We start from the raw sequence: 24,509 nt of genomic DNA, 5'->3' as shown, positions 1-24,509 counted from the left end.
TCTGCCGCGACCGGGTCGGTGCGCCGACCGGGGTCCGTCGGTGGCCGTCGAGACGTTCGTCCCTTCCTCGGGCGCAAACCCATCCGGATCGCGCTCGGCTCCGAACCACGACGGGTCGTCGTGGACCCTCGTGGTCGACCCCGGCGACCCGCTCCTGCGCGGGAGCTCTCCCGCGCCCCCAGGAAGGGATCACCCATGGCAGGGACATCACGACGCGGCCTGCTGGCAGCGGCAGGGTCGGGGACGGCCATCGCCGTCGTCGCCACGGCCGCGGCAGCGCAGGCCTCACCACGCACGCGCGACGAGGCGCTCGAGGACCTGGACGGCGCCGTCCTCGTCGCCTTCATCGAGGACCCCGGCACCGGCGTCATCTCGCTCATGGTCGGCGAGGAGGAGGTCGAGGTCCACGACCCCGCCCTCGTCCGCCGGCTCGTCAAGGCGGCAGGGGGGAAGGCCTGATGTCCTCCCACCGCGAGGCACCGGAGATCTCCAAGGACCCGGTCGCCGACAACACCGACGTCTACGCGTTCGTCAGCCCGGACAAGCCGGACACCGTCACCCTCATCGCGAACTTCATCCCGTTCCAGAACCCCCAGGGCGGGCCGAACTTCTACGAGTTCGGTGACGACGTGCTCTACGAGATCAACATCAGCAACTCGGGCACGGCGGGCGAGCCCGACGTCACCTACCGGTTCCGGTTCACGACAGGCATCCGCAACCGGAAGACCTTCCTCTACAACACCGGCCCGATCACGTCGATCAGCGACTCGACCTGGAACCGTCCCCAGTACTACACGGTGACGCGCTACCAGAAGGGCAAGGGCTGGAAGGAGATCGCCTCCCGGCTCGCCTGCCCACCGGTCAACGTCGGGCCGCGGAGCACGCCGAACTACCCGAAGCTCGCCGCCCAGGCGGTGCACCGCATCGCCGGTGGCCGCACCGTCTTCGCGGGGCAGCGGGCCGAGGGCTTCCACGTCGACCTCGGCAGCATCTTCGACCTGGGCACGCTCCGGCCGTTCCAGATGGCCCACCTCATCCCGTCGGCGACCGCGGCAGGGGTCAACGGCACGCAGGGGCTCAACGTCCACAGCATCGCCATCCAGGTGCCGAAGACCGACCTCACGGCCGGCAACGTGGCCCCGAAGGACGTCGGGGACGCACGCTCGGTCATCGGGGTCTGGGCGACGGCCAGCCGGCAGAAGACGCGGGTCATCTACCAGGGGCGCGGCGAGCCGGTCTCGACCGGACCGTTCCAGCAGGTCTCGCGCCTCGGCAACCCCCTGTTCAACGAGGTCATCACGCCGATGGCCGAGAAGGACAAGTGGAACGCCGTGCTCCCGCAGTACGACAAGGCCTACGCCCAGTACGTGAAGAAGCCCGAGCTCGCCGGCCTCCTGCCGGCGCTCTACCCGGGGGTCTTCCCGAAGCTGGCGGCCTACACGAAGGACCGGGCCGACCTGCTCGCCATCCTCCTCACGGGCATCCCCACGGGGGTCGTCCCGGGCTTCCAGAACTACACGGGCCCGAACCAGGCGGACATGCTCCGGCTCAACCTCGCGGTCCCGCCCGCGAAGAAGCCGAACCCGATCGGCCTCGTCGCCGGGGACGCCGCGGGCTTCCCCAACGGCCGGCGACCGGTCGACGACGTCGTCGCCATCGAGCTGCGCGCCGTCGCGGGGGCGACCATCCCCCTCGTCGACCCGTCGTTCACCCCCGACGACGCCACGGCCGGTCTCACCGACGGGACGACGAACACCAACCCGCCGTTCCTCGACGTGTTCCCGTACCTCGGGACCCCGGCCGGCGGCTACCAGACGACGCCCGGTACGCCGGGCGGCGCCTCCTGAGAGCGGCTCCCGTCCGCCGGCCGTCACCGGTCGGCGGGCGGGACCCGTCGCCCACCCCGCGTGAGAGGACGTCCCGTGCACACCCCCGAGAACCCCGATGCCGGTCAGGGACCGGTCCCCCTCGACATCGGCGACGACGTCGGCGCCCTCGTCGTCACCATGCCCGACGACCGTCCGGACCTGGCCGACCTCGAGGTCGAGATCCGCCCGGTCGGCGCCACGCGCCGCCACGGCCACACGCACCACCACACCGACCACGACCACGACCACGCGTACCCCCACGTCGGGGTGGTCGGGCGCCCCACGCCCGCGGGGACGGTCCACTCGCTCGTGTACGCGGCGGTGGCCGCCGGCGACTACGAGCTCTGCCCGATGCCCGGCGACGACGTTGTGCTGACGGCGACGGTGGTCGGGGGCGAGGTCACCGAGCTCGACTGGCCGGGCTGAGCTCCCCCGCCGGGGCCGGCGCGAGCCTGTGGTCCAGTCCACGCACCCCGGCGAAGAGGGCGAGGAAGAGCACCGTGATGCCGAGGCAGGCGACGACCACCGCACCGACACCGTCGTTGGCCGGGTTGAGGAACGGGTACGGGTACCAACCGCTCAGGGCACCGACGACGAGGGTCCACCCGGTCCACACGACCGGCCAGACCAGCGACTCGCCGACCGTGCGCCACGTGACCCGACGGCGCGGGCCGACGAGGAACCAGGCGAGGACGGCGAGCACCGGCACGACCATGTGGAGGAGCTTGTCGACCACCCAGTTCGCCCCGTCGAGGTCGAGCAGCGGGCGCAGCAGGACGAAGTGCACGAGCCCGGTGACCGTGATGCCGACGAGGGCGGCCAGCCGCACCGGGCGCCACCAGCGGCCGTCGCGGGCCGGGTCGCGCCACAGTTGCCAGGACGTGACGGCGACGAGGACGTTGCTCTGGATCGTGAAGTAGGCGGCGAGGCGGTACAGGCGGGTGGCGAGCGGCGGCACCTCGTCGTTGAGCACGGCCTCGCCGGAGAACACGAGGACGGCCTGGAACGCGACGGCGCCGGTCGCGACGACGGCGACGAGCAGGTGCAGCATCCGGGCGCGGGAGGCGGTCACGGGCCGAGCCTAGGCCGGGGACGCGGGCCTCAGGCGGCCGAGAGCACCGACGCGCCGCGCAGGAACGACCAGAGGCCGACCCCGAGGAACACCGGGGCCCCGAGCAGCCCGCACCAGAAGCTGCGCGCGACGCCACCGGGCGGGACGAGGGCCGCGAGCACCGCCACGGCCGTCAGGAGGACGGCCACGAGGTGGAGGACCGGCTGCCCGAAGACCACGGCGAGGGCGACGAAGTGCACGCCGACGACGAGCATCACGAGCGGGGCGAGGAGGTCGGAGCGCCCCGCACGGGCCAGCAGCATCCCTGCCACGACGGCGACGAGGACCTCGGCCCAGAAGACGACGAGGTAGAGCGTGAATCCGCGGCCGCCGGGGGCGATGGCCGTCGCGGCGTCCCAGTTCCGGGCGGCGAGGACGCCGCTCCAGCCGGCGAGCGCGAGCCCGGCGACGGACAGCACCCCGAGCACCACGCGCCAGCCCCCCGCCGGGGGCGGCCCCTCCTGGGCCCAACCGGCCCAGGCGAAGGTCGCGGCACCGAAGACGGCGCCGATCATCACCAGGTCGCGCGCAAAGGTGTCGTCGAGCACGGTGGTCCCCCCTCGGGACGTCAGGTGGCGGTGGCCCGGCGGACCGGGAGGCCGTGGGCGGCGAGGCCGTCCTTGACCTCGCCGATGGTCAGCTCACCGAAGTGGAACACACTCGCGGCGAGGACCGCGTCGGCGCCCGCGTCGACGGCCGGGGCGAAGTGCTCGACGGCACCCGCTCCCCCGCTGGCGATGACCGGCACGCGCACCTCGGCCCGCACGAGCCGGATCAGCTCGAGGTCGAAGCCGTCCTTCGTGCCGTCGGCGTCCATCGAGTTGAGGAGGATCTCGCCGGCCCCGAGCGACTCGGCCCGGGCGCACCACTCGACGGCGTCGAGCCCGGTACCGGTGCGTCCGCCGTGCGTGGTGACCTCGAACCCGCCTGCGGGAGTGCCGTCCTCGTGCCGGCGCCGGCGGACGTCGGCGGACAGGACGAGCACCTGGGCGCCGAACCGGTCGGCGGTCTCGGCGATGAGCTCGGGGCGGGCGATCGCCGCGGTGTTGACCCCGACCTTGTCCGCCCCGGCGCGCAGCAGCCGGTCGACGTCGTCGACGGTGCGCACGCCGCCCCCGACGGTCAGCGGGATGAAGACCTCCTCGGCGGTGCGGGCGACGACGTCGTACATCGTCGCGCGGTCGCCGCTGCTCGCGGTGACGTCGAGGAAGGTCAGCTCGTCGGCGCCCTGCTCGCCGTAGCGGCGGGCCAGCTCGACGGGGTCGCCGGCGTCGCGCAGGCCCCGGAAGTTGACCCCCTTGACGACCCGTGCGGCGTCGACGTCGAGGCACGGGATGACACGGACGGCGACCGACACGGGCGCCAGCGTAGCCGCGGCACTAGGGTCGGGTGTCGTGTGGTTCCAGGTCACGGACCCCGCCGACCCCGCCCACGTCGACGCCGTCCTCGCCGCCCTCCAGGGCGCGGCGCCGCGCTGCGGCAAGGTCGCGGTCGTCGCCGTCGACGGCCCGAGCGGTTCGGGCAAGACCACCCTCGCCAAGGGCCTGCTCGACGTGCTCGGCTGCCCGGTCGTCCACATGGACGAGATCTTCCCCGGCTGGGACGGCCTCGCCGAGGCGGTCCCCCTGCTCGTCAACCAGGTGCTGCTGCCGCTCTCGCGCGGCCGCCGGGGCACCTACCGCGTGTGGGACTGGGAAGCCGACGCCTGGGGTGTCTCCCGCCACGTCGACCCCGGGCCCGTGCTCCTCGTCGAGGGGTGCGCCTCGAGCGTCGGTGCCGCGGGCGGGTACGCCGCGGTCCGCGTGTGGGTCGAGGCACCGCGCGACCAGCGGATGCGCCGCGGCCTCGAGCGCGACGGCGAGGCCTACCGTCCGCACTGGCAGCGCTGGGCCGCCCAGGAGCAGGCGCTGTTCACCGCCGACGGCACGCGGGCCAAGGCCGATGTCGTCGTGACGACCGGGACCCCGGCGTGAGTCTGCCGGGCCGGGCCCGCGGGGCCGGCGAGGACGCCCGGGCCGCGCTGGGCCGCGGCCTGCACCGGCTGCGCGACCGGCTCGTCCTGCTCGTGCAGATCGGCGTCGGCGTCGTCCTCGCCTGGACCCTCGCCAGCCAGGTCCTCGGGCACGTCCAGCCCTTCTTCGCACCCGTGACCGCGCTCATCTGCCTCGGGCTCACCTACGGCCAGCGGCTGCGGCGCATCGTCGAGGTGACGCTCGGGGTCGCCGTCGGCGTCCTCGTCGGCGACGTCGTCGTCGAGCTCCTCGGCAGCGGGCCGCTCCAGATGGCGCTCGTCGTCGTCACGGCCATGGCCATCGCGGTCGTCCTGTCCTCAGGCCAGCTCGTCGTCATCCAGGCCGGCGTGCAGTCGGTGTTCATCGTCGCCTTCACCGCGTCCGCCGGGCAGGGCCTCTCGCGCTGGCTCGACGCGCTCGTCGGTGGCCTCGTCGCGCTCGTCCTCGGCGCGCTGGCCCCGACGACGCCGGTCGCCCGGCCGCGCGCCGAGGCGGCGCGCACGGTCCGCGGCGTGGCCGCGACGCTGCGCGAGGTCGCCACCGCCCTGCGCACCGGCGACGCCGCCGCGGCCGTCGCCGCGCTCGAGGGGGCCCGCGCCCTCGAGACCCAGCTCGGCGAGCTGCGCCTCGCCGCCACCGAGGGCGTCGCCGCGGTGCGGCAGTCGCCGTTGCTGCGCAGCCACCGCCCGCAGGTCGTCGCGGCCTCGGCGCTCGTGGTCCCCCTCGACCGGTGCGTGCGCAACCTGCGGGTCCTCGCCCGTCGGGCCGCGGTGGCCGTCCGCCGCGACGAGCCGGTGCCGGCGCACTACGTCGACCTCGTCGCCGAGCTGGCCCGGGCCGCCGACGACCTCGCCCGCGTCCTCGACGAGCACACCCTGCCCTCGGCGGGTCGCGGTGTGCTCGAACGGGTCGCGGGGCTGTCGGCACGCGCCGACCCCGCGGCCGGGCTCTCGGCCGAGATGGTCCGCGGGCAGGTGCGCTCGATGGTCGTCGACCTGCTCGTCGTCGCCGGCCTCGACGACGACGAGGCACTCCAGCTGGTCCCGGAGTCCCACCTGCCCTGACCGGCTGGCAGGATGCGTCGGTGAGCACCCCCGACGCCCCGACCCTGCCCCGCTGGGCCGTCGTCGCCGGGCTCGTCCTCGTCGCGTCGAACCTGCGCACCCTGATGGCGAGCCTGCCGCCGCTCGCCGAGACGGTGCGGGCCGACCTCGGGCTGAGCAACGCGTGGATGGGGGTGCTGACCACCCTCCCGGTGCTCTGCATGGGCCTGCTCGCCCCGGTCGCCAACCAGCTCGGCCGGCGGCTCGGCGCGGCGTCGGCCGTCGGCGCCGGGGTGGGCCTCGTCCTCGTCGGGCTCGTGCTCCGGGGCGTCGGGAACGGCACGGTGTGGTCGCTCTACGCGGGCACGCTCGTCGCAGGCGCCGGCATCGCCCTCGCCGGCACGCTGCTGCCGGGCATCGTCAAGGCCGTCTTCCCCGCCCACCGCGCGGGTCTCGGCACCGGGCTGACGATGATGTCGATGATGGGAGGCGCCGCCCTCGCGTCCGCGCTGTCCGTCCCCCTCGCGGGCGCCCTCGGTGGCTGGTCGACGTCGCTGCTCGCGTGGGCACCGCTCGCGGCGGTCGCCGGCCTCGTGTGGATCCCCGTGGCGCGCCACGCGCGCCGGCTCGCCGCGAACCGGCCTGTGCCCGAGGACGTCTCGCACGCGCTGCCGTGGCGCAGCCCGACCGCCTGGCTGCTCGCGGCCTACCTGTCGTTCCAGTCCTGGCAGTTCTACTCCTCGCTCGCCTGGCTGGCGCCCACCTACGAGTCGGGCGGGTGGAGCGCCCGCGACGCAGGCCTGCTCATGTCGGTCTTCACCGGTGCCCAGCTCGTCTCCGGGCTCGTCGCCCCCGTGCTCCTCGACCGGCGCACCGACGCCCGAGTCCTCCTCGTCGGGGCCACCCTCCTCGGTGGTCTCGGCGAGGCCGGGGTGTGGCTCGCCCCCGACGCCGCGCCGTGGCTCTGGGCGGTGATGATCGGCGGCGGCCAGGGGGCCTGCTTCGCGCTCGGTCTCGGCCTGCTCGTCCGGTACGCCGCCACCGCGCGCGACAGCGCCCGGCTCACGGCGATGGGCTTCCTCGTGTCGTACACCGTCGCCTCGGCCGGCCCCGCGACGATGGGCGCCGTGCGCGACGCGAGCGGCGGGTACACGTGGCTCTGGGCCGTGCTGGCCCTCGTGGGGCTGCCGCAGCTGCTCGCCTCGAGCCGGCTGCGCCCCGACGCCGACCGGGTCGGCACGCCGGAGCCGGTCGTCAGCCGCTGACGCCCCGGTGGGCGCGGACGAGCCCGGCCAGCCGTCGCGCCTCGGCCCGCCCCTCCTCGCCGTCGACCCGCTGCACGGCCATCACCGCGAGGACGTCGGTGTCGGACAGCTCGAGGCTGACCCACGGGTCGCCGTCGGGGAACCGGACCTCGACGATCTCGTCCCAGGCCACGGTGCGCGTCGTCATGAGGTTGCGGACGGTCAGCCCGTCCGGCCCGGGGACCGCGCGGATCATCGCGTAGCGCGAGAGGAACCCGGCGACGAGGAGGCCGAAGGCCACGAGCGCCAGCTGGTCGCCGACGCCCCAGCCCCCGGAGACCCCCATCGCGACGGCGACGACGGTGCAGATCGCGAGGAAGACCAGGGCCACGCCGAGCGGGACCACGCGACCCCGACGGGGCCGGAACGGCGCGTCCGGGCCGGGACCCGCGGAGGCCGTCACAGCCGGCAGGCGGTGATGTCGGTGACGAGGATGGCCCGGGCCCCGAGCTCGTAGAGCTCGTCCATGACGGCGTTCGTGCCGACCCGCGGGACCATCGCCCGGACCGCGCACCAGTCGCGGTTCTGGAGCGAGGACACGGTGGGGCTCTCGAGGCCGGGGGTGACGGCGCACGCGCGGTCGACGAGGGACGCGGGCACGTCGTAGTCGAGCATCACGTAGTGCCGCGCGGTGACCACCCCGAGCAGGCGGCGGCGCAGCACCTCGATGCCGGCCTTCTCCTCGCTGCCCTCGCGGCGCACGAGCACGGCCTCGCTGCGCAGGATCGGGTCGCCGAAGACCTCGAGGCCCTGGCTGCGCAGCGTCGCGCCGGTCTCGACGACGTCGGCGATGACGTCGGCGACGCCGAGGGTGATGGCCGTCTCGACGGCGCCGTCGAGGCGCACGACCTCGGCCTGCACGCCGTGGTCGGCGAGGTGCTTCTCGACCAGGCCCGGGTAGCTGGTCGCCACCCGGCGCCCGGCGAGCCCGTCGACGCCGGAGGCGGTGCCGGGCCGGGCGGCGTACCGGAAGGTCGAGCCGCCGAAGCCGAGGGTCATCACCTCGACGGCGGCCGACCCGGAGTCGAGGAGCAGGTCGCGGCCGGTGACGCCGCAGTCGACGGTGCCGGAGCCGACGTAGACCGCGATGTCGCGGGGGCGGAGGTAGAAGAGCTCGACGCCGTTGTCGGCGTCGGTGACGACGAGCTCCTTGGTGTCGCGGCGGGTGCGGTAGCCGGCCTCACGGAGCATGGCGGCCGCGGGCTCGGAGAGCGACCCCTTGTTGGGGACGGCGATGCGCAGCATGGGGTGGTGGTCCTCGGGTTCGGGCCGCTCAGAGGTGGCGGTAGACGTCGTCGGGGGTGAGGTCGGTCGCGACCATGAGCACCTGGAGGTGGTACAGCAGCTGGCTGACCTCCTCGGCGGTGCGCTCGCGGCCCTCGTGCTCGGCGGCCATCCACACCTCGGCGGCCTCCTCCACGATCTTCTTGCCGATGGCATGGACGCCGGCGTCGAGGGCGGCCACGGTGCCCGAGCCCTCGGGGCGGGTCCGGGCCTTCTCGGCGAGCTCGGCGTACAGCGCGTCGAACGTCTTCACGAGGCACAAGGGTACGGGGGTGCGGCGGCGGCCCGGACGCCCGTCCGTGCCGCCGCCGTCCCGCGGTCAGGCGACGGGCGCCGGCTCGGAGGTCGGGGTCGTGCGCTCCCGCTCGGAGGCGCGGGTGACCTTGACCCACTGGCTGAAGCCGTAGAGGACGAAGGCGCCGTAGAAGATGTACATCACCGACGTCGGCACGTACCCGGTGGCGAACCCGAGGGGCACGCCGATGAGGTCGACGCCGATCCAGGCCAGCCAGAACTCGTTCCAGCCGCGGGCCATCGCGTAGGTGGCGACGATCGAGCCGACGAAGATCCACGCGTCGGCGGCGTAGTACCACCACTGCGGGGTCCAGAACGGGTTCGGCGCGAGGTTCCAGAGGGCGACGAAGGCCCACCAGACGACCGCGGTCCCGACGAGCCAGCCGGCGGCGACGACGGCCCGCTCGCGCGCGGTCATCCACCGCGGGTTGACCGCCGGGGCGTCGCCGCCGCCACGACGCCGGGTGGCCGCCCAGGCCGCCCAGCCGTAGATGCTCACGACGATGAAGAAGACCTGCCGGCCGGCCTGGCCGAAGAGGGGGATGCGCTGGTCGGCACCGAACGTGGCGCCGACGTAGACGAAGAACAGCATGATGTTGGCGAGGATGCCGACGGGCCAGGCCCAGACCTTGCGGTGCATGCCGTACCAGGCGGACGCGACGCCGATGAGGACGCCGACGACCTCGAGGACGTGGAGCTGGTACTGCCCGATGGGGATGCTGAGGTCGATCAGCTGCTGGAAGAGGTTCTGCGACGCGTCGGTCGCAGTGGCGAGGGTGTTCATGAGAGGTGTTCGTCCTTCGGGTTCGTGATGCTTCTCGGACGAACTCCGGGGGACTGCACCATCGGGGTACGCACGGGTCGACGGACCCGGCACACCCTGCCGGCACGTGCTGCCTACCATCCGGACTTTCACCGTCGGTCCTGGAGTTCCACCAGGTCAACCGGCCGCTGGCTGCGGTCGGGTCGCGGACTGTCACCGCCGGCTCGGAGTTTCACCGACCCCGGAGCACGTGGGGACAGTATGCATCCCCCGGGGCGGGGCCGTCATCGGTGCCCGCTGTGCGTTCGGCCACGAAACTCGCTGGCCGCCGCCCGCGCCCTGGTGGTCCCCTGAGTCCGTGCCCGCCCCGACCGAGGAGTGCTTCCGCGCGCTGACCCGACCCGGCCCGTGGCGGTTCACGACGCTCCGGTTCACGCACCGGCGGGCCGACGGCGAGCAGGTCGAGGCGTGGCTCCGGCGCCCGGGGTGGCTGCGCGTCCGGACCTCCGCCGGGCGCCTGCACGTGCTCGACGAGCGCCCCGCTCGGGGCGGGCCGGCGGCCGACCCGGCGTGGCGCCCGGACTGGCCGGCGATGCTCGCCCCGGTCGAGCTCGCGGTCGGCACCGACGTCGGCGGGCTGGCCGCGACGACGCGGCACGGCCGCGAGACCTGGTGGGCCCGGATGACGGCCACCGAGGGCTACGAACCCCGGTGTCCGTGCGGGTCCCTGCTCGGCGGGTGGGGCGTGCCGTGGGTGGTCGGGCTCGACGTCGCCACCGGCGTCGTCGTGTCCACCGGGCCGCTCGGCGAGGACGCCGACGACCTCGGCTTCACCGTGACGATCCACGCCGTCGACGACCCCCTGACGGTCGCCGACGGCTGAGCCGCCTCAGGCCCGGAAGCGGCCGACCATCGTCTGCAGCTGCGAGCTCATCCGCGCGAGCTCCTGCGAGGCCGACTGCGAGTCCGACGCCGAGCCGCTCGTCACCTGGGCGGTCTCGGCGACGGCGGTCACCGACGTCGAGATGTACCCCGCGCTCGAGGCCGCCTCGGCGGCCCGCTGGCTGATCTCGGCCGCGGTGACGCTCTGCTCCTCGACCGCGCCGGCGATCGAGGTCTGGAACTCGTTGATCTGCTCGACGACCCCGGCGATCTCCTCGATGGCCTCGGCGGCGGCGGCGCCGTCGACCTGGATCTGCGTCACCCGGTCGGTGATGTCGGCGGTCGCCTCGGCGGTCTGCCGGGCGAGGTCCTTGACCTCGTTGGCCACGACCGCGAACCCGCGGCCGGCCTCCCCGGCCCGGGCCGCCTCGATCGTCGCGTTGAGCGCGAGGACGTTGGTCTGCTCGGCGACCGCACGGATGAGGGCGATGACGTCGGTGATCTCGGCCGAGGACCGGCCGAGCTGGTCGACGGTGGCGGTGGTCCGGCGGGCGAGGTCGGTCGCGCCGACGGCCACCCGGGCCGCCTCGCTCGCGTTGTGCGCGATCTCGCCGATCGAGGCGCCGAACTGGGTGGAGGCCGCCGAGAGGTTGTCGACGTGGGCGAACACCGACTGGGCGGCGTCGGTGGCGGTCTGCGCGCTGGCGCTCGTGTGCTGGGCGGCGTCGGCGATCGACGAGCTCGCCGCCGACATCTCCTCGCTCGCGGCCGCCAGCGTCACCGCGTCCTCGCCGATGGCGGCGATCGTCTCGCGGAGCGTGGCCGTCGCCGCACCCAGGGATCGGCCGATGTCGCCGAACTCGTCGCCGCCGTCGGGCAGCTCGCGTGCGCGCAGGTCGCCGTCGGCGAGGGCGCGCACGGCCTCGACCGTCGTCGTGGCCTCCCGGCGGGTGAGCACGACGACGCCGGTGACCAGCCACAGGGCGAGGACGATCGACACAGCGCTGACGAGGACGATGCGGGTCTGCGTCCCCCGGAGCGCGGCGACGCGGGTGGCGAGCAGGGCGTCGAGGGCGTCGAGGGAGGGGCCCACGGCCGCGGCGGCCGCGGTGGCGAAGGCGGAGGTGTCGGCGGCCCGCTGGTCGGCGAGGGCTCCGGAGACCGCCTCGTCGAGGGCGCCACCGGCGTCGGCGGCCCGGGTGAGGGCCGACAGCTCGGCGGCCAGCGATCCCCGCTCGGTCGCCGAGAGCGCCGTCTCGACGTCGCCGGCGAGGATCTCCAGGTGCCCGGCGAGACCGCCGGCGAGCATGGCCCGGTCGGCGATGCGCTGCGCGTCCGACCCGTCACCGGGGATGCGGGCCTCGGCCGCGTGCTCGAGGGCGTTCGCGAGCTGGAGCACGACGGCGTCCATCACGGAGAAGGAGTCGAGGTCCGGGTCGAGGACGAGGTTCGACGAGGCGCCGACCGCCCCGACGAAGGCCACGAGGGCCTTGGCGCTCGCCCACGCCCCCTCCGGTGTGCCCACCTCGGCGTCCTTCGCGACGACGGCGGCGAGGGCCTCGTCGGCGGCGAGCTCGGGGTGGGCGGCGACGGCCGTCCGCAGGGCGGTGAGGTCGGGTCGGTGGCCGGCGGCGATCTCGGTGAGGGCCACGAGCGCCGGCCGGACGACCTCGACCCCGGCGCGCTCCCGGGCGGCGAACGCGATGTCGTCACGGCTCGAGCCGAGGAAGGCCTGGCCGAGGACGACGGTCGGGACGAGGAGGACGACGGTCAGCGCGACGAGGCGCGCGCGCAGGCGCAACCGGCGGACGACGACGAGGATCGGCGCGAGGAGGAGGCCGAGGGGCCCCCCTCGGGGTCGTGCCGACGGGGCGGCTGCTGTGGTCACCGGATGGTCCCTTCCGTGGGCGGTCGGCCGGCCGGTGCCGGCGACCGTGGTCCCCCTCCCATCGGCGCCGCGCCCGGTCGGTCGAGCAAGAACCGCTCAAGATCCGGTGAACTACCCCTCGACGACCAGGCCCATCGCCCGGAGGATGCCGGCCGCCGCCACGGCGTCGACGCGCATCCCGCGCACCCGGTTCTCCGCGGGGTCGACGACGTAGCCCGAGGCGCCGACGAGGTCGGCCTCGCGCAGGTCGGTGCCGGCGAAGGTGGCCCCGGAGAGGTCGCAGCCGGTCAGCACGGCCCGCCGCAGGTCGGCACCGGCGAGGTCGACCTCGCGCAGCGAGCAGTCGGTGAAGCGCGAGCCGGCGGCCTCGGTGTCGCGGAACGAGCCGAGGTCGAGGCGGCACCGCTCGAGGTCCCACGGGCGGGTCGACAGGGGCGCCGGCGCGGCCCGGGACCACTGGACGGCGAGCGCCTTGCAGTCGACGAACCGGCAGTCCGTGAAGCGGCTGCCGGCGAGGTCGGCCATCGAGAGGTTGCAGCCGGTGAAGGTGCAGTCGGTGAACGTGCAGTCGCGCAGCACCGCCTTCTCGAGGACGCAGCCCTCGAGCCGGCAGCCCTCGAGCTCGACGCCCTCGAGCAGCTCGCCGGGCGCCAGCCCCTCGGTGAGGTCGAGGTCGGCGGCGTACCCGTCGGTGCCGGCCAGTCGCTCGAGGAGGGAGGGCATCGTCAGTGCCGGTGCCGCTCGGCGAGGGCCCGCAGGTCGTCGACGGCCGCGGCCGCCGAGTCCTTGCCGTAGACGGCCGACCCGGCGACGAAGACGTCGGCGCCCGCCTCGGCGCACTGCTCGATGGTGTCGGCGGAGACACCGCCGTCGACCTGGACCCAGATCTCCCCGCCCCGGCGGCGCACGGCCTCACGGACCCGGCGCACCTTGGGCATCTGGTCGGCCATGAACGACTGTCCCCCGAAGCCGGGCTCGACGGTCATGACGAGGACCATGTCGACCTCGGCGAGGAGCTCCTCGTAGGGGTCGAAGGGGGTCCCGGGCTTGACGGCGAAGGCGGCCCGGGCCCCGGCGGCCCGGATGGCGCGGGCGGTGGCGACCGGGTCGCGTGCGGCCTCGACGTGGAAGGTCACCGACTGCGCGCCGGCCTCGGCGTACCCCGGGGCCCAGCGGTCGGGGTCCTCGATCATCAGGTGGCAGTCGACGGGGACCGGCGAGACCTCGAGCAGCGCCTCGACGACCGGCAGGCCGAGGGTGAGGTTGGGGACGAAGTGGTTGTCCATGACGTCGACGTGCGCCCAGTCGGCGTTCGAGATCGCCTCGAGCTCGGACTGGAGGTTCGCGAAGTCGGCCGAGAGGATCGAGGGGGAGATCTGCACGGGCGTCACCCTAGCGATCGGCGGCTAGGGTCGGTCACCGTGACCTCCGCCGCACCGCCCGAGCCGATCCGGGTCAGCGCCGTGGTCCTGCGCGACCCGGCCGGCCGCGTCCTCACCGTCCGCAAGCGGGGCACCCGGCGCTTCATGCTCGTCGGGGGCAAGCACGAGCCCGGCGAGCCGCCCGAGCGCACGGCCGTGCGCGAGGCGGCCGAGGAGGTCGGTGCGGTCCTCGACCCCGACCGGCTGGAACGGCTCGGCCTGTTCAGCGCCGCGGCCGCCAACGAGGAGGGCCGCACCGTCGAGTCGGTCGTCTTCGCCCACCCCCCGGTGCCCCTCGGCGAGCCGCCGGAGTCCGAGATCGAGGAGCAGCGCTGGCTCGACCCGCACACGCTGCCCTGGCCGGACGACCTCGCGCCGCTGCTGGCCGAGCACGTCCTGCCCCTCCTCGTCCGCGAGGCCTGAGCGCTCAGCGGACCATCCGCAGCTCCGCGAGGGGGAAGCCCCGGCTCTCGGCCTGCGTGCCGTCGAGGGTGAAGCCGTTGCGGCGGTAGAAGGCGATGGCCCGCTCGTTGCCCTCGGCGACCCACAGCTCGGCCGGGCGGTCGCCGACGCCCCACTCGAGGAGCGCCTGCCCGAGCCCGGTGCCGAGGTGGTCGCGGGCGACGTAGAGGCCCCAGAGCTCCTCGTCGCGCACGGGGTCCACGCCCTCGTGGACGCGCGCCGGGCCGGTCTGGCACCACGCGACCGGCCGGCTGCCGTCGAGGACCGCGACGCGTCGCACGCCGAGCGGAAGCGGCTCGGCGGTGACCCGGGCCCACAGGGCGATGCGGTCCTCCGGTCCGCGGTCGTCGAACCAGCCGTCGGGCAGGAGCGGGCCGTAGGTGTCGACCCAGGCCCGGAAGTGCATCCGGCCGAGGGCCTCGGCGTCGGCCGGTGTCGGGGCGCGCCACACGAGGTCCGCGGTCACGGTCGCCTCCGGAGCAGGGCGAGGAACATCGCGTCGGTGCCGTGGACGTGCGGCCAGAGCTGGACGTGCGGGCCGTCGCCGAGGTCGGCGAGGGGGGCCCCCGAGGCGTCGCGGAGGAACGGGCGGGCGTCGAGCACCTCGACGTCGTCGCGCCTCTTGAGCACGTCGGAGACGACGAACCGGGTCTCGGCGACGTGCGGGCTGCACGTGGCGTAGGCGACCACTCCCCCGGGCGCGACGGCGTCGAGCGCCGAGGCGAGCAGCGCCCGCTGGAGCGGCCCGAGGGTGGCGAGGTCGGACGGCTGCCGGCGCCAGCGGGCCTCGGGTCGGCGGCGCAGCGCCCCGAGCCCGGTGCACGGCGCGTCGACGAGCACCCGGGCGTAGGCGCCCGGTTCCTCGGCGCCCAGCTCGCGGCCATCGGCAGTCCTGACGTCGACGGGATGCCCTGCGGCAGAGGCCTTCTGGGAGAGCGCAGCGAGGCTGGAGCGCACGAGGTCGGCGCGGTGCGGGCTGACCTCGACCGCCGTGAGGGCGGCGCCGGCCCGCAGCGCCAGGGCGCCGAGCACCCCGGCCTTGCCGCCGGGGCCCGCGCAGAGGTCGAGCCAGCGCGCCGGGAGGCCGTCGGGGACGTCGACCGCGGCGAGCGCGAGGGCCAGGTGCTGCGACCCCTCGTCCTGCACGGCGGCACGGCCGTCGCGGACGGCGGCGATGCGCCCGGGGTCGCCGCTGCGCAGGACCGCCCCGATCGGGGAGGTGGCGCTGCGCTCGGCGTCGGCGTCGTGGAGGAGCTCGTCGACGGTCGCCAGGCCCGGACGCGCGACGACGTGCACGCGGGGCGGCTCGTTGTCCGCCGCGAGCAGGGCGGCGAGCTCGGCGTCGACGGTCTCCGGCGTGGCCCGGCCGTGCCCGAGCAACGCGGCGCGCAGGGCGCTGACGACCCACTCGGGGTGCGAGTGGCGCACCGCGAGGGCGGCCGCTCCCCCGCCCTCCGGGGCCACGGCCTCGGTCCAGCCCTCGAGGTCGCGCTCCCCCACCCGGCGCAGGACGGCGTTGACCAGCCCCGAGGCCCCCTGGCCGACGACGGTGCGGGCCAGCCCGACCGTCTGGTCTGCGGCGGCGTGCGGCGGGACGCGCATCCCGAGCAGCTGGTGGACCCCGAGGCGCAGGACGTCGAGGACCTCGGGGTCGATCCGGTCCACGGGACGGTCGGCGGCGACCGCGATGACGGCGTCGTACAGGCCCTGCCAGCGGATCGTGCCGAAGGCCAGCTCGGTGGCGAAGGCCGCGTCGCGCGGCTCGAGGCGGCGCTGCCGGATCATCCGCGGCATCTCGAGGTTGGCGTACGCCCCGTCGGCCACCGCCCGGAGCAGGGTGTACGCCGCGAAACGCGTGGGCTCGGCGCGGCGGGTGCGCTGCCCGGGTGCGGTCCGGGAGCGCTGTCGGGGGCCGCGGTGCGGCGGTCGAGCGGGGCGGTCGGGCACCCGAGGAGGCTAGCCGGGTGCGGGCGGCCGGTGCACCCGGCCCCCAGCGGACGCCAACCGTCCGCATCCGGCCCTACGGTGTGCGGCATGGACGACGACGAGCCCGTGTACGAGCACGACGACCTCGACCTCACCGGGGCCACCGCGCGCCGCGTCGTGCTCCGCGACGCCCGGGTGCGCGAGGTCGACCTCTCCGGTGCCGAGGCCGACCAGGTGCGGCTCGTCGGGGCGCGGGTCACCGGCGCGAACCTCACCGGGCTGCGGCTCACCGAGGTGCTGCTCGACGACGTCGTCATCCGCGGTGCGTTCATCGAGGGACCGGTGGAGATCAGCGGCGACGTCGAGGGGCTGGTCGTCAACGGCGTCGAGGTGGCCCCCCTCGTCGAGGCCGAGCTCGCCCGGCGCCACCCGGACTACGCGGCGATGAAGCCCACCGACGCCGACGGTTTCCGCCGGGCGTGGGACGTCGTCGAGCAGCTGTGGGCCGGCACGGTCGAGCGGGCCCGCGGGTTCACCCCGGAGCAGCTGCACGAGTCGGTCGACGGGGAGTGGTCGTTCACCGAGACCCTCCGGCACCTCGCCTTCGCCACGGAGTGCTGGGTCGGCCGCACGCTGCGGGCGATGGCCGCGCCGCACGACCCGCTGTCCCTGCCCTGGGACGGCATGCCCGACACCCCGGGGATCCCCCGCGACCGCTCCGTCCGCCCGGACCTCGACACCGTCCTCGCCCTGCGCCACGAGCGGATGGCGTGGGTGCGCGAGGTCGTCGACGGCCTCACCGACGCCGACCTCGAGGGCGAGGTCACCATTCGCGACGGGGTGGGCTGGCCGCCCGCCGGCGAGACGATGCCGGCGAGCCAGCCGCTGCTCGTCGTCCTCAACGAGGAGTGGTGGCATCGGCAGTTCGCCGAGCGCGATCTCACCGCACTGGAGAACCGTTCCGGCTGAGGCCTGTTCAGCCGAGCCGCTCGCCGGGGGCGATGCGGGTCCCGCGGGCCCAGTCGGCGGCCGCCATCGGACGCCTGCCGTGCGGCCCGACCTCGCCGAGGGCCACGGGCCCGGAGGCGGTGCCGACGAGGACGGCACGCTTGGTGGCGTGCATCTCGCCGGCGGCGAGGGACGGGGTGCCGTCGGGAGGGGTCGGCGCGGGGTCGAGCGGGCCGACCTTGAGCCGCTCGCCCCGGAAGGTGGTCCACGCGCCGGGGTTCGGGGTCGCGCCGCGCACGTGGCGGTCGACGAGGTGGGCCGGCAGCGACCAGCGGACCTCGCACTCCTCGACCGTGAGCTTCGGCGCGTGGCTGACGCCGTCGTCGGGCTGGGGCACCGGCCGCAGGGTGCCGTCCTCGAGACCGTCCATCGTCGCGACGAGCAGGCCGGCGCCGACCTCGGCCAGCCGGTCGAGCAGGGTCCCGGCGGTGTCGGTGGGCCCGACCGTCTCGGTGACCGCCCCGAGCACGGGCCCGGTGTCGAGGCCCTCCTCGATGACGAAGGTGCTCGCGCCGGCCACCTCGTCGCCGGCCATGAGCGCGCGCTGCACGGGTGCCGCCCCCCGCCACGCGGGCAGGAGCGAGAAGTGCAGGTTGACCCAGCCGTGCGCCGGGACGTCGAGGGCGACCCGCGGCAGCAGCGCCCCGTACGCGACGACCGGGCAGCAGTCCGGGGCGATGGCACGCAGCCGGTCGAGGAAGTCCGGGTCCCGCGGGCGCTCCGGGGTCAGCACCTCCAGGTCGTGCTCGAGCGCCACCTCCTTGACCGGCGAGGGGTGCAGCGTGCGGCCGCGGCCCGAGCGCGCGTCGGGTCGGGTGACGACGGCGACCACCTCGTGGCGGGAGGCGAGCAGGGCCCGCAACGACGGGACGGCGGTCGTGGGGGTTCCGGCGAGGACGAGGCGCACCCGGCGAGTCTAGGAGCGCCTCGTGGGGTCAGGCCGTCGGGTCGCGGGGGTCGACGCGGACGGTGACGGGGTCGGGGTCCTTGCGGGCCGAGGCCCGGGCCCGCAGCGCGGCGAGCTCGCGGGCGAGGGCCTCGGAGTCCTCGACCGGCACGGTGACCAGCGCCCGCCACCGGTCCTCGCCGTGTGGCAGCGGCCCGAGGGTGCTCGCCGACGCCGGCAGCCCGAGCCCGCCGAGCGCCCCGGCCACCGCGGACCGGGTGCCGGTGAGGGCGGCGAGCCGGGCGGTGGGCGGCAGCGCGAGCTCGCGCCGCTCGGCGAGCTCGCGCTCGGCGAACCACGCCGGGTCCCACCGTACGAGCGCCTCCACCGCGGGCACGGTGACGTGCAGCGGCGCCCCGGCGAGGACGACCCGCCCGCCGTCGGACCCCGGCCGGACGAGGGCGACCGCCGCGCACCAGCGCCGCAGGGCCTCCTCCCCCGCGTCGAGGGTCGGCCGGTCGAGCAGGGCCCAGGCGTCGAGGAGGAGGGCCGCCGCGTACCCGCCCTCGGCGACGGGCTCGGCGCCGGGGGTGGACACGACGAGCCGGGGCGTGCCCGCGACGGTGTCGAGGACCGTGCCCGCGCCCGAGCGCTCGACCGGTACGCCGGGGAAGGCCCGGCCGAGCTCCTCGGCGGTGCGGCGGGCCCCGACGACCGAGGAGCGCAGCCGGGTGCCCGAGCAGGCCGGGCAGGAGAACGCGGTCTCGACGCGTCCGCACCAGCGGCAGGCCGGCGGACCCTGCGGACCCGTGAGCCCGAGCGGCCCGGAGCAGACCCGGCACCGGGCCGGGCGGCGACAGTCCTGGCAGGACAGCGACGGCAGGTACCCGCGCCGCGGTACCTGGACGAGCACCGGTCCCGTGGCCAGCGCCTCCTTGGCCGCGCGCCAGGCGACGCTCGGCAGGTGGGCCGCGGCGACGGCAGCGTCGCGCTCGACGTCGGCGCCCTCCCCCGCCACCCGCACCGTGGCGACCGCCGCCCGCACCGTGCGCCGGTCGGCCTCGACCGGGGCCAGCACACCGCGCGCGACGAGGTCGGCGACCGCGGAGGAGCGGGTGTGACCGGCGGCGAGGACCGCCGCCCCCGCGAGCGTCGCCCGCTCGAGGAGGACCTCCCGGACGTGCGGGTAGGGGGCGCGCGGCTCCTCGAGGAGGTCGTCGCCGTCGTCCCACCAGACGACGAGCCCGAGGTCGCGAACCGGCGCGAAGGCCGCCGCCCGGGTGCCGACGACGACCGGCACGTGCCCGCGCAGCGCCTTGAGGAACGCCGTGCAGCGCGCCTGCGGGCCCTGGTCGGCGGTGAGCCGGGTGTGCCGGCCCGGCCCGAGCACCGCGGCCAGCGCGGCCTCGACCCGGACGACGTCGCGGTGGTCGGGCACGACGACGACCGCGCCCCGACCGCCCTCGACGGCCGCGCGCACCGCCTCGGCGAGCATCGCCGGCCACGCCGTGCGCGGGTCGACCGACGGCAGGGCGAGCACCGACGCGGCCGGCGCCTCCCCGTCGCGGACGCGGGCGAGGAAGGCCGGGCCGGCGGGGTGGCGCTCCCAGGCGGCCGGCTCGTGGGCCGGCAGCGCGACCGGTTCCGGGGGCTCCACCGCCAGCGCCTGCTCCGCACGCGCGTGCCGCGGGGGGACGGCGAGGCGCAGCACGTCGCCGAGCGTGCCGGCGTACCGGGCGGCGACGGCGCGGGCCGCCGCGAGCACCTCCGGGGTGAGCACCCGCTCCGGGGACACGAGCCGGCGCAGGGGGCTCAGCCGGCCGGTGTGCTCGGCCTCGTCGCGGCGCTCGAGGACCCACCCGTCGAGGTCCTGCCCGGCGAAGCGGACCTTGACCCGCGCGCCGGCCTGCGCGCCCTCGGCCATCGACTCCGGGACGAGGTACTCGAAGGGACGGTCGAGGTGGGCCAGCCCGGTGTCGACCTGGACGAGGGCCACCGGCCGGTCCTCGGTCGTGGGGTCGTCGCCGGCGAGGCGTCGCGGGCGGCGGCGTCCCCCGGCCGCGATGAGGGCCAGCTGCTCGCCCTCCCCGCCGGTCTCCGTCACGGCCCCGAACCTAGCGGAGCCCGCCGACCCCGGTCGGGTCGGCGGGCTCCGCCTGTGGACGAGCGGCCGGTCAGCCGGCGACCGCGCGCTGCAGCGCCTCGACCCGGTCGGTGCGCTCCCAGGTGAAGGCGTTGGCGACGCCGTCGACGGAGGTGCGGCCGAAGTGCCCGTAGGCGGCGGTCGGCTTGTAGATCGGGCGGAGCAGCTCGAGCTCCTCGAGGATCGCCAGCGGCCGCAGGTCGAAGACGCGGCGGATGGCGTCCTGGATCTTCTCCACGGGGGCGCTCTCGGTCCCGAAGGTCTCGACGTAGAGGCCGACCGGCTGCGCGACACCGATGGCGTAGGCCACCTGCACCTCGCACCGGCGGGCGAGGCCCGCGGCGACGACGTTCTTGGCGACCCAGCGGGTGGCGTAGGCGGCCGAGCGGTCGACCTTCGAGGGGTCCTTGCCGGAGAAGGCGCCGCCACCGTGTCGGGCCATCCCGCCGTAGGTGTCGACGATGATCTTGCGGCCGGTGAGGCCGGCGTCGCCCATCGGGCCGCCGATGACGAACTTGCCGGTGGGGTTGATGTACGTGCGGTAGTCGTCGGTGGCCAGCGCGGTGCCGGCGTCGGCGAGCTCGGCGAGGACCGGCTCGATGACGTGGCCGCGGATGTCGGGCTGGAGCAGACCCTCGAGGCTGATGTCCTCGGCGTGCTGCGTGGAGAGGACGACCGCGTCGAGCGAGACGGCGCGGTCGCCCTCGTAGGCGATGGTCACCTGGGTCTTGCCGTCCGGGCGCAGGTAGGACAGCTCGCCGTCCTTGCGGACCGCGGTGAGCCGCTCGGAGAGCCGGTGCGCCAGGAAGATCGGCAGCGGCATCAGCTCGGGGGTGTCGTCGCAGGCGTAGCCGAACATCAGGCCCTGGTCGCCGGCGCCCTGCTTGTCCTTCGGGTCGACGCCGCCGGAGCGGTTCTCGAACGCGGTGTCGACGCCCTGCGCGATGTCGGGGCTCTGCTGGCCGATGGACACCTCGACGCCGCACGACGCGCCGTCGAAGCCCTTGGTCGAGGAGTCGTAGCCGATGCCGAGGATGGTCTCGCGGACGATCGAGGGGATCTCGACGTACGCCTCGGTGGTCACCTCGCCGGCGACGTGCACGAGGCCGGTCGTCACCATCGTCTCGACGGCGACCCGGCTGTGCGGGTCCTGGTCGAGCATCGCGTCGAGGATGCTGTCGGAGATCTGGTCGCAGATCTTGTCCGGGTGTCCCTCGGTGACGGACTCGGACGTGAACAGGCGTGCGGACACCAGGCAGCTCCTTCGAATTCGTGGCCGCGCCGCCCCGTCCGGGGGCCGGCGCACCCGCCCCAACATACCGGTCCCTGAGAACCGTCGTGGGCTCGGTCCGGCTGACGACGGGCCCGTGGAATCATGGGGCCCGTGTCCGACGGGTCCACGAGCGAGGCGACGCCGCCCGGGCGGGGTACCACGACGTCCCCCAGCCCGGTCGACGAGGCGCTGTCCCTGCTCACCCGCGCCCAGGACCTCGCCGACCAGCTGCGCGAGGAGGCCGGCACCGAGCTGAGCGCCGCCCGGTCCGAGGCCTCCCGCATCCGCGCCGAGTCCGCGGCGGCCGCCCACGAGCTCGCCGAGCTGACCGCCCGCGTCGAGGCCGCCCGCGAGGACTCCGACCGCCGGCTCGAGGAGACCCGCTCCGAGGTCGAGATCATGCTCGCCGACGCCGCCGACCAGGCGGCGCTGCTGCGGATGCGGGCCACGAAGGCCAGCGACGAGGCGATCGCGATGGCCGAGGACCAGGCCGCCGCCCTCGTCCGCGACGCCCAGGAGCGCGCCGACGAGACCCTCGAGCGGGCCCGCCTCGACCACGAGTCCACGATGGGGCGCCTCGCCGACGAGGAGCGCAGCCACCAGGAGCGCTGGGCCGCCGAGCACGAGGCACACACCGCCGAGCTCGCCGCGCTGCGCGAGGCGACGCACACCGAGCTCGCGGGGCTGCGCGAGGAGGCCGAGCGCTACGCCTCCCGGCACCGCGAGGACGCCGAGGCCGAGGTGCTCGCCCGGCTCACCGAGCTGACCCGGCACGAGGAGGGCTCGCGCGCCGAGTCCGGCCGGCTCGTCGAGGACGCGCAGGCCGAGGCCACCCGGCTCGTCACCGAGGCCGAGGCCGAGGCGGCCTCGGTCGTCGACAGCGCCGAGAAGCACCTCGCGTGGGCCCAGGGCACCGTCCGCGAGGTCCTCGAGCGGGCCGACGCCGAGCGCGACCGGCGGGCCCGTGAGCACCACCAGGAGGTCGTCGAGCGCACCCGGTCGCACCGCCAGCGGGTGCAGACCCTCCTCCACAGCGCCACCGCGAAGAGCCGCGACCGGCTCGCCGAGGCCGAGTCCGAGTCCCGCCGGATGCGCGAGCTCGCCGAGTCGGTGCTCGCCGAGGCCCGGGCCGACGCCGAGCGCACCCGCGAGGCCGCGGCGCGCGAGTCCGAGCGGCTCGTCACCGACGCCCGCGCCCGCGAGGCCGAGGCCACCGCCCGGGCCGAGCGCCGGCTCGCCGAGGCCGAGGAGGGCGCGCGCCGGGTCCGGCAGAGCACCGCCGAGGACGTCGAGCGGATGCACCGCGAGGCGCACGAGTACCACCGGGCCGCCCGGGCCGAGATCGTCAAGGCCTCCGACGAGGCCCGCGAGCGCGCCGACGCCGTGCGCGCCGAGGCGCACGCCGCGGTGGAGCGGGCCCGGGCCGAGGTGCATACACTCGCTGCGCGGCGCGACGCCATCACCACCCAGCTCGGCCGGCTGTCCGGGGTCATCGACGCCCTCGCCGTCTCCGACGACCACCACACCGACCCCGACCCCACCTCTGACCAGCAGGAGTCCTGATGAACCAGCCGGAGTTCCCCACCGTCTTCCGCGGCTACGACCCCGTCCAGGTCGACGCGCACCTCGCGGCCCTGCACCAGGCCGTCGAGACGGCCCGGCAGGAGGCCGAGGCGGCCCGCCAGGAGGCCGCCGAGTCCTCCGTCGAGCTCTCGAAGATCCGCCAGGACGCCGACGCCGCGAGCTCCGAGCTCGAGACGCACCGCGGCCGCATCGCCCAGCTCGAGGAGGAGGGCCGCAAGGTGTCCAGCCCGACCTTCGCCGACCTCGGCGAGCGGATCGGCACCATGCTCGGCCTCGCCGACGAGGAGGCCGCCTCCATCCGCAGCACCGCGACGGCCGACGCCGACGAGGCCCGTCGCGTCGCCGACGAGCAGTCGCAGCTGACCCGCGCCGAGGCCGACACCTACGCCGAGGAGGTCCGCAACCGGGCCGACACCGACGCGGCCGAGGTCCTCTCGCGCGCCAAGGCCCAGGCCGACTCCATCGTCGACGACGCCGCCCGCGAGGCCGCCGCCCGCCGCGAGGAGGCCGAGGCCTACTTCGAGAAGCAGCGGGCCACCGCCGCCGCGCAGGCCGCCGACTTCGAGAAGACCCTCGGGGACCGGCGCGACGCCGCCGCCGCCGAGTTCAACGACCAGATCGCCAAGCAGGACCAGGCGCTGCTGGCCGTCCAGGAGCGCGCCGACCTGCTCGCCCGCGAGGCCGAGGAGGACCACCAGGCCAAGACGGGCGAGGCGAACCGCCTCCTCGAGGCGGCGCGCACCGAGGCCGCCGACATCGTCCGGTCCGCCAAGGAGCAGGCCGACCGCGTGCGCCGCGACTCCGAGCGCGAGCTGGCCGCCGCCACCGCCCGCCGCGACAGCATCACCGCGCAGCTGTCCAACGTCCGCAACATGCTGGCCACCCTCGGCGGTCCCGCGGCCGCCGACGCGCTCGTGGCGCAGGCCGACGAGGCGCCCGCCGAGGACGAGCCGGCGGCCGACGAGCCCGTCGCCGAGCCGTCGGACTCGGACGAGCCGACCGAGCACGACGAGACCGGCGACGAGCGGCTGACCGAGGACGGCCGGCGCGTGCCGACCCTCGCCGAGCTCGCGGCGCAGGCCGAGGACGACGAGGACCTCGACGAGGACGACGACGAGCTCGACGAGGAGGTCGAGCCCGAGGACGAGGCCGACGACGACGTCGAGGACGAGCTGGACGACGATCAGGACGAGGACGACCTCGACGACGAGGACCTCGAGGACGAGGCCGCCGAGCAGCCCGCCGCCGCCAAGCGCTGACCCGGATCACCGGTCGAGGGGCGGCGGCGAGCCCGACCCCCCCCCGGGGGGGGGGGGGGGGGCCGGCGGGGGACCCGGCGGGGCCCCCCCCAGCGGGG

At 75.7% G+C, this 24,509-nt stretch carries 26 protein-coding genes and 1 riboswitch; of the genes, 11 read left to right on the top strand and 15 right to left on the bottom strand.

Going from position 1 to position 24,509, the window contains the following annotated elements; genetic code table 11:
- Positions 1 to 195: 195 nt before the first annotated feature.
- From JQN70_RS03605 to JQN70_RS03595, 3 genes are all read left to right on the top strand, one after another.
- A complete protein-coding gene (locus JQN70_RS03605; RefSeq protein ID WP_204129959.1) occupies positions 196 to 459 on the top strand; it encodes a hypothetical protein in 264 nt (87 codons plus the stop codon).
- Complete coding sequence (locus JQN70_RS03600; protein ID WP_204129958.1) at positions 459 to 1,847, top strand: DUF4331 domain-containing protein; 1,389 nt, start codon at positions 459 to 461, stop codon at positions 1,845 to 1,847. Before JQN70_RS03605 ends, JQN70_RS03600 begins: the two co-directional genes overlap by 1 nt.
- 75 nt (positions 1,848 to 1,922) lie before the next feature.
- Positions 1,923 to 2,294: a hypothetical protein gene (locus JQN70_RS03595; RefSeq protein WP_204129957.1), complete on the top strand. Its 372-nt coding sequence runs from the start codon at positions 1,923 to 1,925 to the stop codon at positions 2,292 to 2,294.
- Here JQN70_RS03595 and JQN70_RS03590 read toward each other — a convergent pair.
- From JQN70_RS03590 to hisF, 3 genes are read right to left on the bottom strand one after another with little or no spacing between them, the layout of a single operon-like run.
- Positions 2,269 to 2,940 carry a Pr6Pr family membrane protein gene (locus JQN70_RS03590; RefSeq protein WP_307835797.1) on the bottom strand — a complete coding sequence of 224 codons (672 nt, stop codon included), beginning with the start codon at positions 2,938 to 2,940 and terminating at the stop codon, positions 2,269 to 2,271. The two genes, JQN70_RS03595 and JQN70_RS03590, sit on opposite strands and share 26 nt — an antisense overlap.
- A gap of 29 nt (positions 2,941 to 2,969) precedes the next feature.
- Entirely contained in the window at positions 2,970 to 3,527 is a 558-nt protein-coding gene (locus tag JQN70_RS03585) for a hypothetical protein (RefSeq protein ID WP_204129956.1), read from the bottom strand.
- A 20-nt stretch (positions 3,528 to 3,547) separates the two neighbouring features.
- Positions 3,548 to 4,336, bottom strand: a complete 789-nt coding sequence (gene hisF / locus JQN70_RS03580) for an imidazole glycerol phosphate synthase subunit HisF (protein ID WP_204129955.1) — start codon at positions 4,334 to 4,336, stop codon at positions 3,548 to 3,550.
- A 37-nt stretch (positions 4,337 to 4,373) separates the two neighbouring features.
- On the opposite strand from hisF, the gene JQN70_RS03575 reads away from it, so the two are divergent.
- From JQN70_RS03575 to JQN70_RS03565, 3 genes are read left to right on the top strand one after another with little or no spacing between them, the layout of a single operon-like run.
- Positions 4,374 to 4,952, top strand: a complete 579-nt coding sequence (locus tag JQN70_RS03575; protein WP_204129954.1) for a nucleoside/nucleotide kinase family protein — start codon at positions 4,374 to 4,376, stop codon at positions 4,950 to 4,952.
- On the top strand, positions 4,949 to 6,055 hold the full coding sequence (locus JQN70_RS03570) for an FUSC family protein (protein ID WP_204129953.1): 1,107 nt from the start codon (positions 4,949 to 4,951) through the stop codon (positions 6,053 to 6,055). Before JQN70_RS03575 ends, JQN70_RS03570 begins: the two co-directional genes overlap by 4 nt.
- Before the next feature lie 20 nt (positions 6,056 to 6,075).
- A complete protein-coding gene (locus JQN70_RS03565; RefSeq protein ID WP_307835796.1) occupies positions 6,076 to 7,299 on the top strand; it encodes an MFS transporter in 1,224 nt (407 codons plus the stop codon).
- On the opposite strand, the gene JQN70_RS03560 is transcribed toward JQN70_RS03565, so the two are convergent.
- The 4 genes from JQN70_RS03560 to pnuC form a co-directional block, all read right to left on the bottom strand.
- On the bottom strand, positions 7,289 to 7,684 hold the full coding sequence (locus JQN70_RS03560; protein WP_307835795.1) for a PH domain-containing protein: 396 nt from the start codon (positions 7,682 to 7,684) through the stop codon (positions 7,289 to 7,291). The genes JQN70_RS03565 and JQN70_RS03560 overlap by 11 nt on opposite strands.
- A gap of 53 nt (positions 7,685 to 7,737) precedes the next feature.
- Complete coding sequence (gene hisG / locus JQN70_RS03555) at positions 7,738 to 8,583, bottom strand: ATP phosphoribosyltransferase (RefSeq protein WP_204129952.1); 846 nt, start codon at positions 8,581 to 8,583, stop codon at positions 7,738 to 7,740.
- 28 nt (positions 8,584 to 8,611) lie between these two features.
- Positions 8,612 to 8,875 (bottom strand): phosphoribosyl-ATP diphosphatase, encoded by a 264-nt coding sequence (locus tag JQN70_RS03550; RefSeq protein WP_204129951.1) that lies wholly within the window; start codon positions 8,873 to 8,875, stop codon positions 8,612 to 8,614.
- 66 nt (positions 8,876 to 8,941) lie between these two features.
- The gene (gene pnuC / locus JQN70_RS03545; RefSeq protein WP_204129950.1) at positions 8,942 to 9,700 is read right to left on the bottom strand and encodes a nicotinamide riboside transporter PnuC; all 759 of its coding nucleotides are present in this window, start codon (positions 9,698 to 9,700) and stop codon (positions 8,942 to 8,944) included.
- A 102-nt stretch (positions 9,701 to 9,802) separates the two neighbouring features.
- Positions 9,803 to 9,933: riboswitch (FMN riboswitch) on the bottom strand.
- Positions 9,934 to 10,037: 104 nt separating this feature from the next.
- Between pnuC and JQN70_RS03540 the strand changes: the two genes are divergently transcribed.
- Positions 10,038 to 10,562 carry a hypothetical protein gene (locus tag JQN70_RS03540; RefSeq protein WP_204129949.1) on the top strand — a complete coding sequence of 175 codons (525 nt, stop codon included), beginning with the start codon at positions 10,038 to 10,040 and terminating at the stop codon, positions 10,560 to 10,562.
- A gap of 6 nt (positions 10,563 to 10,568) precedes the next feature.
- Here the strand turns inward: JQN70_RS03540 and JQN70_RS20805 are convergent, their stop codons facing one another.
- The 3 genes from JQN70_RS20805 to rpe form a co-directional block, all read right to left on the bottom strand.
- Complete coding sequence (locus tag JQN70_RS20805; protein WP_204129948.1) at positions 10,569 to 12,449, bottom strand: methyl-accepting chemotaxis protein; 1,881 nt, start codon at positions 12,447 to 12,449, stop codon at positions 10,569 to 10,571.
- Positions 12,450 to 12,560: 111 nt separating this feature from the next.
- On the bottom strand, positions 12,561 to 13,172 hold the full coding sequence (locus tag JQN70_RS03530) for a pentapeptide repeat-containing protein (protein ID WP_204129947.1): 612 nt from the start codon (positions 13,170 to 13,172) through the stop codon (positions 12,561 to 12,563).
- Positions 13,173 to 13,174: 2 nt separating this feature from the next.
- The gene (rpe, locus tag JQN70_RS03525; protein WP_204129946.1) at positions 13,175 to 13,831 is read right to left on the bottom strand and encodes a ribulose-phosphate 3-epimerase; all 657 of its coding nucleotides are present in this window, start codon (positions 13,829 to 13,831) and stop codon (positions 13,175 to 13,177) included.
- 39 nt (positions 13,832 to 13,870) lie between these two features.
- On the opposite strand from rpe, the gene JQN70_RS03520 reads away from it, so the two are divergent.
- Positions 13,871 to 14,293, top strand: coding sequence for an NUDIX hydrolase (locus JQN70_RS03520; RefSeq protein ID WP_204129945.1), 423 nt, complete (start codon positions 13,871 to 13,873; stop codon positions 14,291 to 14,293).
- A 4-nt stretch (positions 14,294 to 14,297) separates the two neighbouring features.
- On the opposite strand, the gene JQN70_RS03515 is transcribed toward JQN70_RS03520, so the two are convergent.
- Both JQN70_RS03515 and JQN70_RS03510 read right to left on the bottom strand, forming a co-directional pair.
- Complete coding sequence (locus tag JQN70_RS03515) at positions 14,298 to 14,798, bottom strand: GNAT family N-acetyltransferase (RefSeq protein ID WP_204129944.1); 501 nt, start codon at positions 14,796 to 14,798, stop codon at positions 14,298 to 14,300.
- Positions 14,795 to 16,279 (bottom strand): RsmB/NOP family class I SAM-dependent RNA methyltransferase, encoded by a 1,485-nt coding sequence (locus tag JQN70_RS03510; protein WP_204129943.1) that lies wholly within the window; start codon positions 16,277 to 16,279, stop codon positions 14,795 to 14,797. Before JQN70_RS03510 ends, JQN70_RS03515 begins: the two co-directional genes overlap by 4 nt.
- A gap of 87 nt (positions 16,280 to 16,366) precedes the next feature.
- Here JQN70_RS03510 and JQN70_RS03505 point away from each other — a divergent pair, with 87 nt between their 5' ends.
- Positions 16,367 to 17,227 carry a DinB family protein gene (locus tag JQN70_RS03505; protein WP_204129942.1) on the top strand — a complete coding sequence of 287 codons (861 nt, stop codon included), beginning with the start codon at positions 16,367 to 16,369 and terminating at the stop codon, positions 17,225 to 17,227.
- A 7-nt stretch (positions 17,228 to 17,234) separates the two neighbouring features.
- Here JQN70_RS03505 and fmt read toward each other — a convergent pair whose 3' ends face one another.
- From fmt to metK, 3 genes are all read right to left on the bottom strand, one after another.
- Positions 17,235 to 18,173, bottom strand: coding sequence for a methionyl-tRNA formyltransferase (fmt, locus tag JQN70_RS03500; protein WP_204129941.1), 939 nt, complete (start codon positions 18,171 to 18,173; stop codon positions 17,235 to 17,237).
- Positions 18,174 to 18,201: 28 nt separating this feature from the next.
- Positions 18,202 to 20,256, bottom strand: a complete 2,055-nt coding sequence (locus JQN70_RS03495; RefSeq protein WP_204129940.1) for a primosomal protein N' — start codon at positions 20,254 to 20,256, stop codon at positions 18,202 to 18,204.
- A 70-nt stretch (positions 20,257 to 20,326) separates the two neighbouring features.
- Complete coding sequence (metK, locus tag JQN70_RS03490) at positions 20,327 to 21,547, bottom strand: methionine adenosyltransferase (RefSeq protein ID WP_307835794.1); 1,221 nt, start codon at positions 21,545 to 21,547, stop codon at positions 20,327 to 20,329.
- 132 nt (positions 21,548 to 21,679) lie between these two features.
- On the opposite strand from metK, the gene JQN70_RS03485 reads away from it, so the two are divergent.
- Entirely contained in the window at positions 21,680 to 23,131 is a 1,452-nt protein-coding gene (locus tag JQN70_RS03485; RefSeq protein WP_204129938.1) for a coiled-coil domain-containing protein, read from the top strand.
- Positions 23,131 to 24,411, top strand: a complete 1,281-nt coding sequence (locus tag JQN70_RS03480) for a DivIVA domain-containing protein (RefSeq protein ID WP_204129937.1) — start codon at positions 23,131 to 23,133, stop codon at positions 24,409 to 24,411. The genes JQN70_RS03485 and JQN70_RS03480 overlap by 1 nt, the downstream gene beginning before the upstream one ends.
- Positions 24,412 to 24,509: the final 98 nt, after the last annotated feature.

Origin of the sequence: Phycicoccus sonneratiae, from assembly GCF_016887965.1 — a bacterium.
Taxonomy (GTDB): domain Bacteria; phylum Actinomycetota; class Actinomycetes; order Actinomycetales; family Dermatophilaceae; genus Phycicoccus; species Phycicoccus sonneratiae.
The sequence above is the reverse complement of the archived record's forward strand: the minus strand, read 5'-3'. Positions and strand labels throughout refer to the sequence as shown.